15 protein-coding genes are annotated in these 15473 nt (G+C 51.3%); all 15 read right to left on the minus strand.

Annotated features, from left to right (window positions below):
* Positions 1–2 precede the first annotated feature (2 nt).
* The 15 genes from NI000_RS01460 to NI000_RS01530 all read right to left on the minus strand — a co-directional run bounded on the left by NI000_RS01460 (position 3) and on the right by NI000_RS01530 (position 15355).
* Entirely contained in the window at positions 3–821 is an 819-nt protein-coding gene (locus NI000_RS01460; RefSeq protein ID WP_253407032.1) for a FliH/SctL family protein, read from the minus strand.
* Positions 814–1839, minus strand: a complete 1026-nt coding sequence (fliG, locus tag NI000_RS01465; protein WP_029191232.1) for a flagellar motor switch protein FliG — start codon at positions 1837–1839, stop codon at positions 814–816. The genes NI000_RS01460 and fliG overlap by 8 nt, the downstream gene beginning before the upstream one ends.
* Before the next feature lie 4 nt (positions 1840–1843).
* Entirely contained in the window at positions 1844–3439 is a 1596-nt protein-coding gene (gene fliF / locus NI000_RS01470) for a flagellar basal-body MS-ring/collar protein FliF (protein WP_253407034.1), read from the minus strand.
* Positions 3440–3483: 44 nt separating this feature from the next.
* Complete coding sequence (gene fliE, locus NI000_RS01475) at positions 3484–3786, minus strand: flagellar hook-basal body complex protein FliE (RefSeq protein ID WP_253407036.1); 303 nt, start codon at positions 3784–3786, stop codon at positions 3484–3486.
* Between the two features lie 22 nt (positions 3787–3808).
* Positions 3809–4264, minus strand: a complete 456-nt coding sequence (flgC, locus tag NI000_RS01480) for a flagellar basal body rod protein FlgC (RefSeq protein ID WP_054972339.1) — start codon at positions 4262–4264, stop codon at positions 3809–3811.
* A 3-nt stretch (positions 4265–4267) separates the two neighbouring features.
* Positions 4268–4669: a flagellar basal body rod protein FlgB gene (gene flgB, locus NI000_RS01485; protein ID WP_253407038.1), complete on the minus strand. Its 402-nt coding sequence runs from the start codon at positions 4667–4669 to the stop codon at positions 4268–4270.
* A gap of 240 nt (positions 4670–4909) precedes the next feature.
* Entirely contained in the window at positions 4910–5683 is a 774-nt protein-coding gene (gene codY / locus NI000_RS01490) for a GTP-sensing pleiotropic transcriptional regulator CodY (protein ID WP_253407039.1), read from the minus strand.
* 23 nt (positions 5684–5706) lie between these two features.
* The gene (hslU, locus tag NI000_RS01495) at positions 5707–7104 is read right to left on the minus strand and encodes an ATP-dependent protease ATPase subunit HslU (RefSeq protein ID WP_301292198.1); all 1398 of its coding nucleotides are present in this window, start codon (positions 7102–7104) and stop codon (positions 5707–5709) included.
* Between the two features lie 17 nt (positions 7105–7121).
* Positions 7122–7664: an ATP-dependent protease subunit HslV gene (gene hslV, locus NI000_RS01500; RefSeq protein WP_010491321.1), complete on the minus strand. Its 543-nt coding sequence runs from the start codon at positions 7662–7664 to the stop codon at positions 7122–7124.
* Positions 7665–7875: 211 nt separating this feature from the next.
* Positions 7876–9204: an FADH(2)-oxidizing methylenetetrahydrofolate--tRNA-(uracil(54)-C(5))-methyltransferase TrmFO gene (trmFO, locus tag NI000_RS01505; RefSeq protein ID WP_253407043.1), complete on the minus strand. Its 1329-nt coding sequence runs from the start codon at positions 9202–9204 to the stop codon at positions 7876–7878.
* Positions 9205–9238: 34 nt separating this feature from the next.
* On the minus strand, positions 9239–11341 hold the full coding sequence (topA, locus tag NI000_RS01510; protein WP_253407045.1) for a type I DNA topoisomerase: 2103 nt from the start codon (positions 11339–11341) through the stop codon (positions 9239–9241).
* Between the two features lie 40 nt (positions 11342–11381).
* Positions 11382–12485: a DNA-processing protein DprA gene (dprA, locus tag NI000_RS01515; RefSeq protein WP_253407047.1), complete on the minus strand. Its 1104-nt coding sequence runs from the start codon at positions 12483–12485 to the stop codon at positions 11382–11384.
* 141 nt (positions 12486–12626) lie between these two features.
* Positions 12627–13559, minus strand: coding sequence for a succinate--CoA ligase subunit alpha (sucD, locus tag NI000_RS01520; protein ID WP_253407049.1), 933 nt, complete (start codon positions 13557–13559; stop codon positions 12627–12629).
* Positions 13560–13620: 61 nt separating this feature from the next.
* Complete coding sequence (sucC, locus tag NI000_RS01525) at positions 13621–14781, minus strand: ADP-forming succinate--CoA ligase subunit beta (RefSeq protein WP_054972346.1); 1161 nt, start codon at positions 14779–14781, stop codon at positions 13621–13623.
* A gap of 313 nt (positions 14782–15094) precedes the next feature.
* Positions 15095–15355 (minus strand): hypothetical protein, encoded by a 261-nt coding sequence (locus tag NI000_RS01530; protein WP_253407050.1) that lies wholly within the window; start codon positions 15353–15355, stop codon positions 15095–15097.
* Positions 15356–15473 lie beyond the last annotated feature (118 nt).

Consider the following 15473-nt stretch of genomic DNA (forward strand, 5'->3'; position numbering starts at 1 on the left):
ATCTAAGATCCCTCGCTTCGCAGCGCCACTTGCCGAAGCGCATTCTTGATTTCGTTCAGCTGCGTGTCGATGCGGGCGTCGATGCTTCCGAAGGAAGACCGAATAACGCATCCGCGATCTTGTACCGAAGCATCCGGAATAATTTGTAGCTCCGCTTGCGAATCTAAGTGCAACAAAAGTTCTTCTCGTGCGTCTTGTATATAGGAGAATTGAGAAGGCGATACGCAAAGCGCAATAATTCCCTTTTCTCTTCGCCGTGACAGTACCTTTTGGATCAGTTCGATGACCCATTCGGATTCCAGCGTCAGCTGGCGGTCGACGATTTTCTCGGCAATCGAGCAGCTAAGCTCGATCAAAAACGGTTCGGACTCTTGAATGATCTGCTGCTTTAATAAGTACGATTGTTCCAAGATTTGCGATGCTTCCTGCAGCATGCTGTCGTATTGCTGGCGAAGCTCCGCTTCGGCTCTGGCCAGCCCTTCCTGGTAACCTTGCTCGAAGCCCCGGTCCATCGCTTGCTCGATCGTTTCCTGATCCAGCTGTCTGCGCTCGTCCCACCAAGCTTCAATTTCGGCCTGGGCCTGTTGTCTGATGGCTGCGGCCTCATCCATGGCGCCTCGAACTTGCTCTTCGGCAAACGATTCGGCGTCTTGAAGAATTTGGTCCTTCATCTGCATCAGATTGTCGAGCTCGAGCTGTTGTTCCTCCGTCAGTTCGCCGTCTTGCAGCGGTTCTTGTTTGAGAACGGGAGGGGCCGGAGGCTCTACAAGCTTGCTGTCTTCCATAGCTACATATTGAAATGATTTGATGACATTAGACAATAATATCATCTCCTCCGCCACGGGCGATGATGATTTCACCGGCTTCTTCCAAACGCCTGATCGTAGCTACGATGCGAGTTTGTGCTTCTTCGACGTCACGCAGCCGAACCGGACCCATGTATTCCATTTCTTCCCGGAACGTTTCGGCCATCCGCTTGGACATGTTTTTGAAAATGGCTTCCCGAACTTCTTCACTGGCCACTTTAAGCGCCAGCTGAAGATCGGCATTCTCGATGTCGCGGATAATCCGTTGAATCGAGCGGTTGTCGATGTTGACAATGTCTTCGAATACGAACATCCGCTTCTTGATTTCCTCGGCAAGCTCAGGATCCTGAATCTCGAGCGAATCGAGGATCGTACGCTCTGTCCCGCGGTCGACGCCGTTCAAAATTTGAACGACGGCCGAAATCCCGCCGGCATTCGTATAGTCCTGCGTAACCGTGGCGGAAAGCTTCTGCTCAAGTACCCGCTCGACTTGGCTGATGACCTCCGGCGACGTGCTGTCCATCAGGGCAACCCGTTTAGCCACGTCTGCCTGTTTCTCCTGAGGAAGCGAGGACAGGATGATGGAGGCTTGCTCCGGCTGCAGGTACGCGAGAACCAGAGCAATGGTTTGCGAATTTTCATTCTGGATGAAGTTCAAGATTTGAGCAGGATCGGCTTTCCGGGCAAAATCGAAAGGTCTCACTTGAAGCGTCGCCGTCAACCGATTGATGATATCCAATGCTTTTTGAGATCCGAGCGCTTTCTCCAAAATCTCTTTCGCATACGTGATACCGCCTTGCGATATGAATTCTTGGGCTAAGCAAATTTGATGGAACTCTGCCAAGATCGCTTCTTTTTCGGCGTTGTCAACTTTCCTGACATTGGCTATTTCCAAAGTGAGCTGCTCAATTTCTTCGTCACGCAGATGTTTAAAAATTTGAGCGGACACTTCCGGACCCAAACTAATCAAAAGAATTGCGGCTTTTTGTCGCCCCGTTAAACCCGGTTGCTGTACTTTAGCCAAGTGTTGCACACCTCTATTCGTCTACTAACCAAGTGCGGAGCAGATTAACAAATTCTTCCGGTTTTTTCTTGGCAAGCTGTTCCAGCTGCTTGCGCACTTGATTTTCATTGTTCAAGTTATCGATATCGATGGTCGGGAATTCCACTCGCGGCGACTCGTCCAGGATCTCTTCTTCTTCCTCTTGCTGCGCCTTGCGTCTGCGCATAAACCAGTAGGCGCCTCCGCCAAGCAATGCAAGAGCCAATCCGCCGAGTGCACCGTAGAGCAGCATCGAATTCGTGCTCGTTCCCTGGGTTTCGTTCGTTTTAGCGAACGTGTGCGGAAACACGGTTACCTTTTTATCAAGCTCTGTGTCCGTTATCTGTGGCTTGTTATCGGCCAAGCCTGCACGCACGACGTTGATAAGGATTTTCCGGATCTCATTCACCGTCTCTGGCGTAAGCGAGTTCGGATTTTGCGGATCGGGCGGTTCAATGCCGACATTAATGGTTAAATCTTTTACTATGTAGGGCGTCATCTCAATTTCGTTCGTAATCCGGTTGACTTCCCGGTTTACCGTTTTTTGCACCTCTTCGGAATTCGTCTTTCCGTTGTTGCTGCTTCCCGGATATCCCGGTACATCCGTCGCGCCCGTTCCCGGTACGCCGGAGGTCCCTGCGCTGCCGTCGCTCGTATAGTTCTTTTGGATCTCTTGAATGGAAATATCGAGCCCGGTTTGGTCTACCGTATTCGGCGCGGTCACCAACTGCTCTTTGCGTCTTGTCTGATCGAAGTTCATCGTAGAGAACACACTTACGATCACTTTGTCCCGGCCGAGAATGGAGCCGAGCATTTGTTGCACGTTGCGCTGCACATCGTTTCTGAACTTGTTGTTGATTTCGAATTGCTGTAAAGCAAGATTGGAAGCTCCGCTTACTTTGCCGTTCGCTTTGGAGTACTCAAGCAGATCGCCGTTTTGATCGGAAATCGTAATGTTCTCGACCGGCAGCCCTTTGATGCTGTGAGAAACCAAGTTGTACATCGTATCGACCTTGGCTTGATCAAGCGTATAGCCCGGCTTGATATCAAGCACGACGGAGGCCGATGCTTTCTCCGGTTGCTCCCCCTTCCGCAAGAACAAGCTTTCCTGTGGCAAGCTGATCAATACTTTCGAGCTTGCGATCGCATTGTTCGAGTTGATGAGCTGCTGCAGCTCGCCTTGAACGGCATTGACGTATTTGACATCGAATTCTCTGTCCGTAGTGCCGAAGGTGCTGCTTTGGCTGAAGGCACCATAGCCGACGTTACCGTTTTTGTTCAAGCCTTGCGATTCGACGGCAAGCTTGACACTGGCGACTTGACTGCGCGGAACGCCGATGCTTTTTCCGTCTTCGCTGAGCTGATACGGGATTTTGGCGCCGTCCAAGTACGCTTTAATGGCCGCCGCGTCGCTAGGCTGCAAGTTCGTGTAAGCCAAGGCGTACTCGGTTTTAGAAAAATTATAACTAATAATACCTACCGTCAGTATGACTAAAATCACAGTTGCGATAACAGTCCACTTTTGCGTTTTGCTGAATTGATTCCAATATTGTTTCGTTCGGTTCCAATATTGGAGCACATTTTCGTTCACTGTTTCACCCCATCTGATGAACCCTCTTCAGGTACGTTTGAAGATTAGATTTGCGTTCTCATGATTTCTTGATAAGCCTCGATGACTTTGTTTCGCACTTGAACCGTGAGCTCTAATCCCAAGGACGCTTTTTCAGAGGCGATCATCAGTTGATGCACGTCGGAGATTTCTCCTGTGACGAACTGGCCTTTCATTGCATCGGCGGCGGACTGCTTATCATTCAAATCGGCGATGGCGTCGCTCAAAAATTTTCCGAATTGGTCCGTAACTTCGGATGCGCTTGTTATTTTGGGTTGAACGGCGCCGGCAATCTGCTGCGGCTGCTGCAATTTCAGGGATTCGATCATCATTATTACTCCTTTTCGTTAACTATTTCCCGATTTCCAACGCTTTCCCGATCAAAGCCTTGGAAGCGTTCAGTGCGGTGACGTTGGCTTCGTAGGACCGGGTAGCCGAGATCATATCGACCATTTCTTTCAAAATGTCCACATTGGGCAAAAGTACCATGCCGTTCTCGTCCGCATCCGGATGCGTCGGGTCGTAATGCTGTCTAAAAGGAGAAGGATCTTGGATCACTTGAGTTACCCGTACGCCGTCCCCGGCTCCCGAATTTTTACCGGACATGGCATTGGCAAGCGACTCGCCGAAATTTTGCTGTTTTGGTTCGAAAGACACCAGTTTGCGCTGATACGGGACCCATTTGCCGTTTACCATCTGCGCTCTTGTCGAATCCGCATTGGCGATGTTGGACGAAATAACGTCCATCCGAAAGCGCTGCGCTGTTAGTGCGGAAGAACTGATGTCAAATCCGTTTGTAAGTCTCATCCGTTACACTCTCCCGCCGATAGCTGTTCTGATTTTTTTGATCTCGCCGCTGACTTGCTGGACCATTACGTTGTATCGAAGCTGGTTTTTGGCCATGAGCGCCATTTCGTAATCGATATCGACGTTATTCAAGTTGTTGTTAATCATGGATTGGTTGTCACGAACGATTTGTGGCTCCGGCTTTGGCGGGCGGCCGATATAAAAATGCCTTGGGTCGGTCCGATACCCTTCAATCCCGGCTCCGTTCATTTCCTGCTGCAGCAGTTCTTCAAAACGAACTTCCGACCGTTTGAAAAAGGGCGTGTCGACATTTGCCACATTGTCGGCAATCACTTTCTGCCTAACTGCGGCGGCATCTAAGGCACGCTCCAGCGTTTGAAATGAGGGTTTGTTTAAAATATTCATGCGTTGACTCCCACTTTCCAAGGATGATTCTGAATCTAGTTATTCAACAAGATAACGTAATATCCTCCTTCCTTCGACATCTAAACATAAAAAAAATACAATACGGTTTGTCGTAAAATGTAGTAAACGAGAACTACATCTATATTGAGAGATCTTGGAAGTGAATACAATATGAAAAAAGCCCTATATTTGCATATAGAGCCCGAAATGTTAATTATTTCACGTTTTTGAGAATGTTGGCTACGCTTTCACGCTTTGGATTCCAGCCATCAATTGATCGTTCAAAACACGAATGTACGTTCCCTTCATGCCAAGCGAACGCGTTTCAATGACACCGGCGCTTTCCAGCTTGCGCAGGGCGTTGACAATCACCGAACGGGTAATCCCTACGCGATCCGCGATTTTGCTGGCTACAAGGAGTCCTTCAGACCCTTCGAGCTGCTCGAAAATATGTTCGACCGCTTCCAGCTCGCTGAAGGACAACGAACCGACCGCCACCTGAACGACCGCTTTGCCCCGGGCTTCGATCTCAATCTGCTCCGCTTTTTCACGCAAAATCTCCATCGCCACAACAGTTGATCCATATTCCGCCAAAATCAAATCGTCATCGATAAACTTGCCGTTGCGTTTCGTAAGAACAAGCGTTCCCAAACGTTCGCCGCCGCCGATAATCGGAACAATCGTCATGTAAAAGCCTGAATCAGACGAAATTTGTCGAAAGATATCGAATTCGCTGCCTGCATCCAGGTTGGACGACGTCTCCTCCACCTTGAGCAAAAGCTGGTTGTATTCGGACGGAAATCGGTTTTCCTGCAGCAACGTTTCGTTCACGCCAGCCTCGAATACGGGCGTTGTGAACGCGCTCCCCAGCACCTTTCCTCTCCGACTGACGACAAATATATCCGCCTGCAAAATATCGCTCAGCACCGCGGCCATATCCATAAAGCTGACCGGGTTCCCCGCTTCCTTTTGCAGCAGTTTATTCAGCCTTCTGGTTTTCATCAAAAGTGTCATTAGTCTTGCCTCCAAAGTTGACATTACAAAATGTACTGGCTGAGATCCCGGTTCTGCACGATGCCGGACAGCTTTTCCCTGACATACTCCGGTGAGATTACGATTTGCTCAAGCGTGATTTCCGGCGCTTCGAAGGACAAATCTTCCAGCAATTTCTCTAAAATGGTATGCAAACGGCGGGCGCCGATGTTATCGGTATTCTGATTCACGTCAGCGGCAATCCGGGCAATTTCCAGAATCGCTTCGTCGGAAAACTCGACGCGAATCCCTTCCGTTTCCAGCAGCGCCGTATATTGTTTGGTTAATGCATTTTTCGGCTCCTTCAATATGAGCACAAAGTCCTGCTCCGATAAGCTGCTCAGTTCGACCCGAATCGGAAAACGTCCCTGTAGCTCGGGAATCAAATCCGACGGTTTCGCGATATGGAATGCCCCTGCCGCTACAAACAGAATATAATCCGTTTTTACAGGGCCGTATTTGGTCATGACGGTCGATCCTTCGACAATAGGTAAAATGTCCCGTTGCACGCCCTCGCGTGAGACGTCCGGCCCACTGCCGCGGCTGGAGCTGCATATCTTATCGATCTCGTCGATGAAAATGATGCCTCCCTGCTCGGCCCGCTTTACCGCTTCCTGGATCACTTCGTCCATATCCAGCAGCTTTTGGGCCTCCTCTTGAAGCAGCACTTTGCGCGCTTCTTTGATCGGGAGCTTGCGTTTCTTCGTCCGCTTCGGCATCAGGCTTCCGAACAACTCCTGCATATTCATCCCCGCTTGATCGTTGCCCTGTCCCGCCAGCATATCGAACATCGAAGGAGAGCTATCCTCCACCTCGATTTCGATCACTTGATTCTCAAGCTCACCGCGCAGAAGACGTTCCCTAACTTCCTGCCTCTGGGACGTAAGTGACGAATCCGTTTCCGGCTCCGTATCCGTATGGCCTGCATTCTGCTGGCCAAACAGCATTTCCAGCGGATTGCGCTGACCCCGATGCTTGGACGGACTAGGTACAAGGATGGATACGATCCGGTCGTGAACCATTTGCTCCGCACGGTCTTTAAGCTTATCGGTTTTCTCCGCTTTTACCATGCGGATCGACGTTTCCACCAAGTCCCGGACCATCGACTCAACATCGCGTCCGACGTATCCGACTTCCGTGAATTTGGTCGCCTCGACTTTGATAAACGGCGCATTGACCAGCTTTGCCATGCGGCGGGCGATTTCCGTCTTGCCGACACCGGTCGGTCCGATCATTAGCAGGTTTTTCGGTGCGATCTCGTCGCGAAGCGATTCTTCGAGCAGGCTCCGGCGATACCGGTTGCGCAGCGCGACGGCAACGGACTTCTTGGCCTGCTTCTGTCCGACGATATACTTATCCAATTCGGCTACGATTTCTCTGGGGGTTAAGGCTATTTGCTTCAACGTCATAACCTCCTGGATCATTCGATTTCTTCGACAATGATATTGTGATTCGTAAACACGCAAATCTCAGCCGCCATCGTAAGCGCGGCATGGGCGATTTCCTTCGCGCTCATCTGCGGCGCATAACGGTGAAGCGCCCGGCCGGCGGCGAGCGCAAAGCTGCCCCCGGAACCGATCGCCAGAATGCCATCGTCCGGCTCGATGATTTCCCCGTTGCCGGACAAAAGCAGCAGCCCGCTTCGATCCATCACGATCATCATGGCTTCCAGTCTGCGCAGCACGCGATCCTGACGCCAATCTTTGGTCAGTTCGACGGCAGAGCGCTGCAAATTGCCGTGATGCTCCTCCAACTTCGCCTCGAACTTCTCAAATAATGTAATCGCATCGGCGACCGAGCCGGCAAACCCGGCTATGACGTTGCCGCGATACAATCTTCTCACTTTTTTGGCTTGACTTTTCATGACCATGCTGTTGCCGAAGGTCACTTGTCCGTCCCCTGCAATAGCGCCCTTGCCCTGATGGCGGACGGCAAAAATCGTCGTGGCGTGAAATTGCTCCATGGGCCCGATATTCCTCCTCCATTGTAAAGAAAAGCTTCGGATTAAGCGCTTTTCCGCCCACAATAGCACTCGCTGCGGGCTTCCGGAACTTCGTTGATGCATAAATTAGTGGTCTACAAGACGAAAACTAAGCTGTTTCAAGCTTAGTTTGGCGAGGGCTCCGTAACCGGAGCAAGATAATATTCGGATCTATCGTAACACAGTACATGTTTTATTTACAAGGCGAATTGTATAGGTTTTGTGAAAAATTCTGAATTTTCTCAATTGCTCGCATAGCAATTTTCTCATATTTAAGCTTCTTGTTCTTGATCTTCTCGTCAAGCGGCGCGAATAGCCCGAAATTGGCGTTCATCGGCTGAAAATGCTTGAAATCTGCCGTCGTGATGTATTGCGCCATGCTGCCAAGCGCGGTATCCGGAGGCAGTACGAACAGCTCCTGACCTTTGGCGTAACGCGCTGCGTTCATGCCTGCAATGAGGCCCGAAGCAGCCGATTCGACGTATCCTTCCACACCGGTCATCTGTCCGGCAAAGAACAGGCTGTCCCGATCTGTAAATTGGTAAGTAGGGCGCAGCAGTCTAGGCGAATTAATGAACGTATTGCGGTGCATGACGCCGTAACGGACAAACTCCGCGTTTTCCAATCCGGGAATAAGGGAAAGTACCCGTTTCTGTTCGCCCCATTTCAAGTGGGTCTGAAAACCTACTAAATTATAGAGCGTACCGGCCGCGTTATCCTGACGCAGTTGAACGACCGCGTAAGGCAATTCGCCCGTATGCGGATTGATCAGTCCTACGGGCTTCATCGGACCGAATAAGACGGTTTGCCGGCCGCGCTTCGCCATGACTTCGATCGGCATGCAGCCTTCGAAATAAATTTCTTTCTCGAACTCCTTCACCGGCGCCGTTTCCGCAGAGATCAAGGCTTCATAGAACACCGTAAACTCCTCTTCGGTCATTGGGCAGTTCAGATAGGCTGCCTCGCCCTTATCGTAACGGGAGGCGAGGTAAACCTTGCTCATATCGATCGATTCTTTTTCCACAATCGGCGCTGCCGCGTCATAGAAGTATAGGTACTCCTCGCCCGTCAGCTCCTGCAAATGCTTGGAAAGCGCAGGCGAGGTCAGCGGTCCGGTCGCAACGACGACAATTCCTTCGGGAAGCGACTCCAGCTCCTCGTTGCGCACCTCGATCAGCGGGTGGTTGCGCAGCAAGGACGTTACCTCGCCCGAGAAGCCATCCCGGTCGACGGCAAGCGCCCCGCCGGCCGGAACGGCATGCTTGTCGGCTGCGCGCAATATTAACGAGTTCAGAATGCGCATTTCTTCCTTCAATACGCCCACCGCATTCGTCAATCCGTTCGCCCGCAGCGAATTGCTGCAGACGAGCTCGGCAAATTGATCAGAGATGTGCGCAGGCGTTTTTTTCACGGGACGCATTTCGTATAAAACCACCGGTACGCCTTGGCTTGCGATTTGCCACGCAGCTTCGCTTCCAGCCAAGCCCGCGCCGATGACAGTCACTTTCGGTAAGACAGTCAACTTCCGTTCCTCCTATATGAAGCCAGATGACAAGTTAGTCCTGATCTTGCTCTTCTTTCGCTTCTTCTCTAAAGTCGCAGGACACGCATTGGGTGAACGTTCCTGATTTGTTTCGCTTTTCGACGAGCATCGCGCCGCACTTCGGACACGGGTGCCCCACAGGTTTATCCCACGAGACGAAATCGCATTCCGGATAGCGGTCGCATCCATAGAAGATGCGCCCTTTTTTGCTGCGCCGTTCGATGATTTTCCCTTCGTGGCAATTCGGACAGGTGACGCCGGTATCCTTGACGATCGGCTTCGTATTGCGGCAATCCGGGAAACCGGAGCAGGCCAGAAACTTGCCGAAGCGCCCCATCTTGTAGACGAAATGACGGCCGCATTTCTCGCAAATCTCATCGGAAACCTCGTCTTGAATCTCGACCTTCTCCATCTCTTCCTCGGCCACTTCAAGCCGCTTCTCGAACGACTCGTAAAACTCGCTCAGCACGCGGACCCAATCTTCTTTCCCTTCCTCGATGTGGTCCAATCCCTCTTCCATGTGGGCGGTGAAATCCACGTCCAGAATTTCCGGGAAAAATTCGATCATTAGCTGAATAACCAGCTCGCCGAGCTCGGTCGGCACAAATTTCTTTTCCTCTATAGCCACATAACCGCGCTTTTGGATGGTTTCGAGCGTCGGAGCGTAGGTGCTCGGGCGTCCGATGCCCATTTCTTCCAACGCTTTAACCAATCGCGCTTCCGTAAAACGCGGCGGAGGCTGCGTAAAATGCTGCTTCGGATCGATCTGCTGCTTTTTCACCTTGTCCCCTTCTTTCAGAGGCGGGAGCAGCTTATCGTCATCCCCTGTGTCTGCCGCAGCATCGTCGTTACCTTCCACGTACACCTTCATAAAGCCGTGGAACTTCACCTTCGAACCGACGGCCCGGAAAATCGTGTTGGCGGCCGTTAAATCGACGGTCATCGTATCCAAGACCGCGGAAGCCATCTGGCTTGCAACGAAGCGCTCCCAAACGAGCTTGTAGAGGCGATATTGATCGCGGCTCAAGTACGCTTTGATCTGATCCGGTTCGCGCAGCACCGAGCTCGGACGAATCGCTTCGTGCGCATCCTGCGCGTTCGTATTCTTCTTCGTATAGACGCGCGGCGTTTCGGGATAAAAGGACTCCCCGAATTTTTGCACGATGTAGTCTTTGGCTTCTTCCTGGGCCACAGGGGAAATCCGCGTCGAATCCGTACGCATATACGTAATCAAGCCGACCGTACCTTCGCTGCCGAGATCGATTCCTTCATATAATTGTTGTGCTACCGACATCGTCTTGGCCGCGCGAAAGTTTAATTTCCGGGCCGCCTCCTGCTGAAGCGAGCTTGTAATGAACGGAGGGGACGGATTGCGGAGACGCTCCTTTTCCTTGACTTCGCTTACAATAAAATCGGCCTTCTGAAGCGCGGCCAAGACAGCGTTCACTTCCGCTTCGTTCTTCAGCTCTTTCTTTTCGCCGTCCAAGCTGTAGAACTTCGCTTCAAAATCCGCTTTTCCGGAGGACAATTTGGCCGTAATGGTCCAATATTCTTCGGGCACGAACGCTTTAATCTCGTTCTCACGGTCATAGATCAGCTTTACAGCCACGGATTGCACCCGGCCGGCCGATAACCCTTTCTTGACCTTCTTCCACAGCAGCGGGCTGATTTTGTAGCCTACCAGCCGGTCCAATATGCGCCGGGCTTGCTGCGCGTTCACCAGATCCTGATTTATTTTGCGTGGGGTCTTGAATGCATCCTTGACCGCCTGCTTCGTGATCTCGTTGAACACGACACGGCACGCTTCCTGATCGGAAAGCTCAAGATAATGAGCCAAATGCCAGGCAATCGCCTCGCCTTCGCGATCAGGGTCCGCTGCCAGATATACTTTTTTCACGCGTTTGCTTGCGTCTTTAAGCTCTTTGAGTACGGAGCCTTTGCCCCGGATCGTAATATATTTCGGTTCAAAGTTTTTCTTGACTTCGACCCCGATCTGGCTCTTCGGCAAATCCCGAATATGCCCCATCGATGCTTTTACAATATATTTGCTTCCTAAATATTTGCTGATCGTTTTGGCTTTTGCGGGTGACTCCACAATGACTAACGAATCGGCCATAGGGTCTTGCCCCCTTCGACAATGGAAATATGTATGACCATCAAGGTACGGCGTACACCGAACCCGGTAGTTCGACGATCCTGCGCGTCATTAGTAAATTTATCAGAACTGAATGCAAATGTCCAAAGGTAAATTGGCTTTGCGAAAGCAATTCGTCGATCGTAAGCGGACGGATTTGAAGCATGTCAACTATTTTTTGCTCATCCTCAGACAAGACAGGCTTAGCTTCCGTTGTATTCATAATGTATGCCTTTTGATCCAAGGATATCCGGCCTGCATACTCCTCCAAGATGTCTGCGGCTCCGGTTACCAGCTTGGCGCCCTGCTTCAGCAGGGATAGCGTACCTTCGCTCTTGGGAGAGGAGATCGGGCCCGGAACGGCAAACACGTCACGCGAAGCTTCCAATGCCTGATCCACCGTGATCAGGGAGCCGCTTCTCAGGGCCGCTTCAACTACGACAACTCCGAGGCTCAGGCCGGCAATAATGCGGTTGCGCTGCGGAAACAAGCCGGGATGCGGCCTTGTGCCGAGCGGGTATTCGGAAAGAAGCAGCCCGCATTCGGAAATTTTACGGTATAAAGATTTGTTCTCGGGCGGGTACACCGTCTCGATACTGCAGCCCAGCACGGCTATCGTACCCCCGTGGCTGCGCAAAGCTCCTTCGTGGGCTGCGCTGTCAATCCCCCGGGCGAGCCCGCTTACCACGCATACGCCTGCTGTAGATAACGATTCGGCCAGACGCTCGGCCGTCATTTTCCCGTAAGCGGTCGGAGTGCGCGTGCCGACTATAGCAATGCACGGTTGGTTTACGATATCCATTTGCCCACGGTAATACAAAATCCAAGGCGGGTCGGCCGTCTCCAAAAGCATCGACGGATAACGGTCATCCCCCAGGACCACCCATTCGATGTGCAGCTCCTCGTAACGGGATCGCTTGGCGTCCAGTTGGGCTTCGGTTAAACTGCCGAGTCCCCTAACCATTTGTTCGGCCCGGACCGGGGTCAGGCCAAATTCGAGCCAATCGGCATAGCTAAGCGAAAGGATATCGCATAACCGCGGAAATTGCCGCATCAGCCGGCCAATCGTCTTAGAACCGATACCTTCCATATGATGCAAGGCAAATAGCATACTTCGGTTGTCCATATAGTATAGCTCACTCCTTTGGTCAGAAACAACTTTCTTCATTTGTAAGGTATAGCCAAAAAACAAAAAAGCCTCTCAAACCCGTATCTCATACGGATTTGAGAGGCTGCTTGCCATCTCTTCATTGATGCGAAAGGCTGCTTACTTTTTGGTGATGCACTTTTCGAGCAGGCCTTTTTCTTCCAATACGCTCACCAGAGTGGAGCCCATTTCGGAAGGTGTCGGCGCTACTTTGATACCGCAGCGTTCCATCGTTGCGACTTTCTCCGCTGCCGTTCCTTTGCCGCCGGAAATGATAGCGCCCGCGTGGCCCATCCGTTTTCCTGGAGGCGCTGTTTGACCACCGATGAAGCCGACAACCGGCTTCTTCATGTTCGCTGCGATCCACTCTGCCGCTTCTTCTTCTGCGGAACCGCCGATTTCACCGATCATGATGACGGCATAAGTGTCCGGATCTTCATTGAACAGCTTCAAGATATCGATGAACTCGGAGCCTTTTACCGGGTCGCCGCCGATTCCTACGGCAGACGATTGGCCGATGCCGCGAGTCGTCAGCTGATGTACCGCTTCGTAAGTCAGCGTTCCGCTTCGGGATACGACGCCGACATGACCCGGCGTATGGATGTAACCCGGCATGATGCCGATTTTGCACTCGCCCGGAGTGATGACACCTGGGCAGTTCGGCCCGATCAAACGGGTCTTTTTGCCTTCCATGTAACGGCTGACTTTGACCATATCAAGCACCGGAATACCTTCGGTGATGCAGATGACGAGATCGAGCTCGGCGTCCACGGCTTCCATGATCGAATCCGCAGCGAAAGCCGGCGGAACATAGATAACCGAAGCGGTAGCGCCGGTCGCATTTTTCGCTTCCAGAACGGTGTTGTACACCGGAAGAGTTACCGTCGTACCGTTTTCCAGCGTGAAATCAACATTCGAGCCGCCTTTGCCCGGAACCGCGCCGGCTACCATTTGCGTGCCGTACTCCAGGCCGCCCAGCGTATGGAACATGCCTGTCTTGCCTGTCATGTTCTGAGTGATGACCTTTGTATTTTTATCAACCAAAATAGACATGGTTAAAATTCACATCCTCTAATAGTATGGAAGAAGAAAGGTGCTGCTTCGGAAAGAGAAATTACTTCACCAACGCAACGATTTTTTGTGCGCCGTCGGCCATCGAATCGGCTGCTACGATGTTCAAACCGGATTCGTTCAAAATCTTTTTGCCGAGATCCACGTTCGTGCCTTCCAGACGTACGACAAGCGGACGGTCCAGACCCAGTTCCTTCGCTGCAGCCACAACGCCTTCAGCGATAATGTCGCACTTCATAATGCCGCCGAAAATGTTAACGAAAATTCCTTTTACATTCTCGTCGGACAAGATGATTTTGAACGCTTCGGTTACTTTCTCTTTCGTAGCGCCGCCCCCTACATCGAGGAAGTTGGCCGGTTCGCCGCCATAGTATTTGATGATATCCATCGTCGCCATGGCCAGACCTGCGCCGTTAACCATGCAGCCGATATTGCCGTCGAGCGCGATGTAGCTCAGGTCGAATTTGGAAGCTTCGATTTCTTTTGCGTCCTCTTCGTCCAAGTCGCGCAACTCGACGATGTCTTTATGACGGAACAGCGCGTTGGAGTCGAAGTTCAACTTCGCGTCAAGCGCCATAACGTTGCCGTCACCCGTAACGACGAGCGGGTTGATTTCGGCGATAGAGCAATCTTTCTCAACGAAAGCGGTATACAAAGCTATCATGAATTTAACGGCTTTGCCTACGAGCTCGCCCGGAATATTGATGGCATAAGCCAACTTGCGCGCTTGAAACGCTTGCAAACCGACAGCCGGATCGATTACTTCTTTGAAGATTTTTTCCGGAGTGTGGGCGGCTACTTCTTCGATCTCCGTTCCGCCTTCTTCGGAAGCCATCATGACGACGCGGCCCGTAGCGCGGTCGACCACGAGACCGATGTAGTATTCTTTCTTAATATCGCAGCCTTGCTCGATCAGGAGGCGTTTTACTTCTTTGCCTTCCGGACCGGTTTGATGCGTAACGAGGACTTTACCCAGGATTTCCTGTGCGTATGTACGAACTTCGTCGAGGTTCTTGGCAACTTTGACACCGCCCGCTTTACCGCGGCCGCCGGCGTGAATTTGCGCTTTGACGACAACTACGGGAGTACCCAGCGATTTGGCCGCTTCCACCGCTTCGTCTACCGTGAAAGCCACTTTTCCTTCCGGTACGGCAACCCCGTACTGTTTCAGCACTGCTTTGCCTTGATACTCATGGATATTCATTTAGCAAAATCCTCCTATCAGTAATGACTTACTATATGGAATCGACCCTTCCCAAGCTCGGGACGAGTCCACTCGCTAATAAAGTCCGGTTGCCAAACATTAGCATGTCCTAAACGGCAAACCTTTATCATTGTACCACTTTTTTCGAGCGGTTTCCTTATATTTTGTGTTAAATATTTGATACATCTTTTTTATAAGCGTCGAAAAGAATAGTTATTTGGAAAATTAACCATGCGCGGCCGCGAAACATGTAAAAAGCGCATCTTCCCCGATACTCTGCATACCGAAATAGATGCGCCGCGCGCAGTTCCTGTTAATAATAAGTCGGATTGGCCGGCATTCCCGCCCGAGGCTCCCGTTCCGCTTGCTTTACAAAACGCATTTCGTTTCCAGTAAAGCTGCATACCATGCATTGAATGGTCGGTTCGGTTTCGTCGATGCGCTGCGGTTCTGTCACCTCCTGGACGGTTCCGGAAATCGCATCCTTGAGAAAAGATTGGGAGAAGCTCGAGATCATGCTAAATTTGACCCGGTTGGAACGGCAGTTCGGACAAAAGTAAGGTTTTTCCTGCATCTCATGTTCACCTCATCGAGTATTTTTGCCAATTGTTGATTTTTTATCCGGGAACGTCCCGGATCGGTACAATTCGGTTGCACAGGACGAGGGGACATATTACAATAACAGGTAAGTT

The sequence above is a fragment of the Paenibacillus tyrphae genome, assembly GCF_024158745.1.
GTDB lineage: Bacteria > Bacillota > Bacilli > Paenibacillales > NBRC-103111 > Paenibacillus_G > Paenibacillus_G tyrfis_A.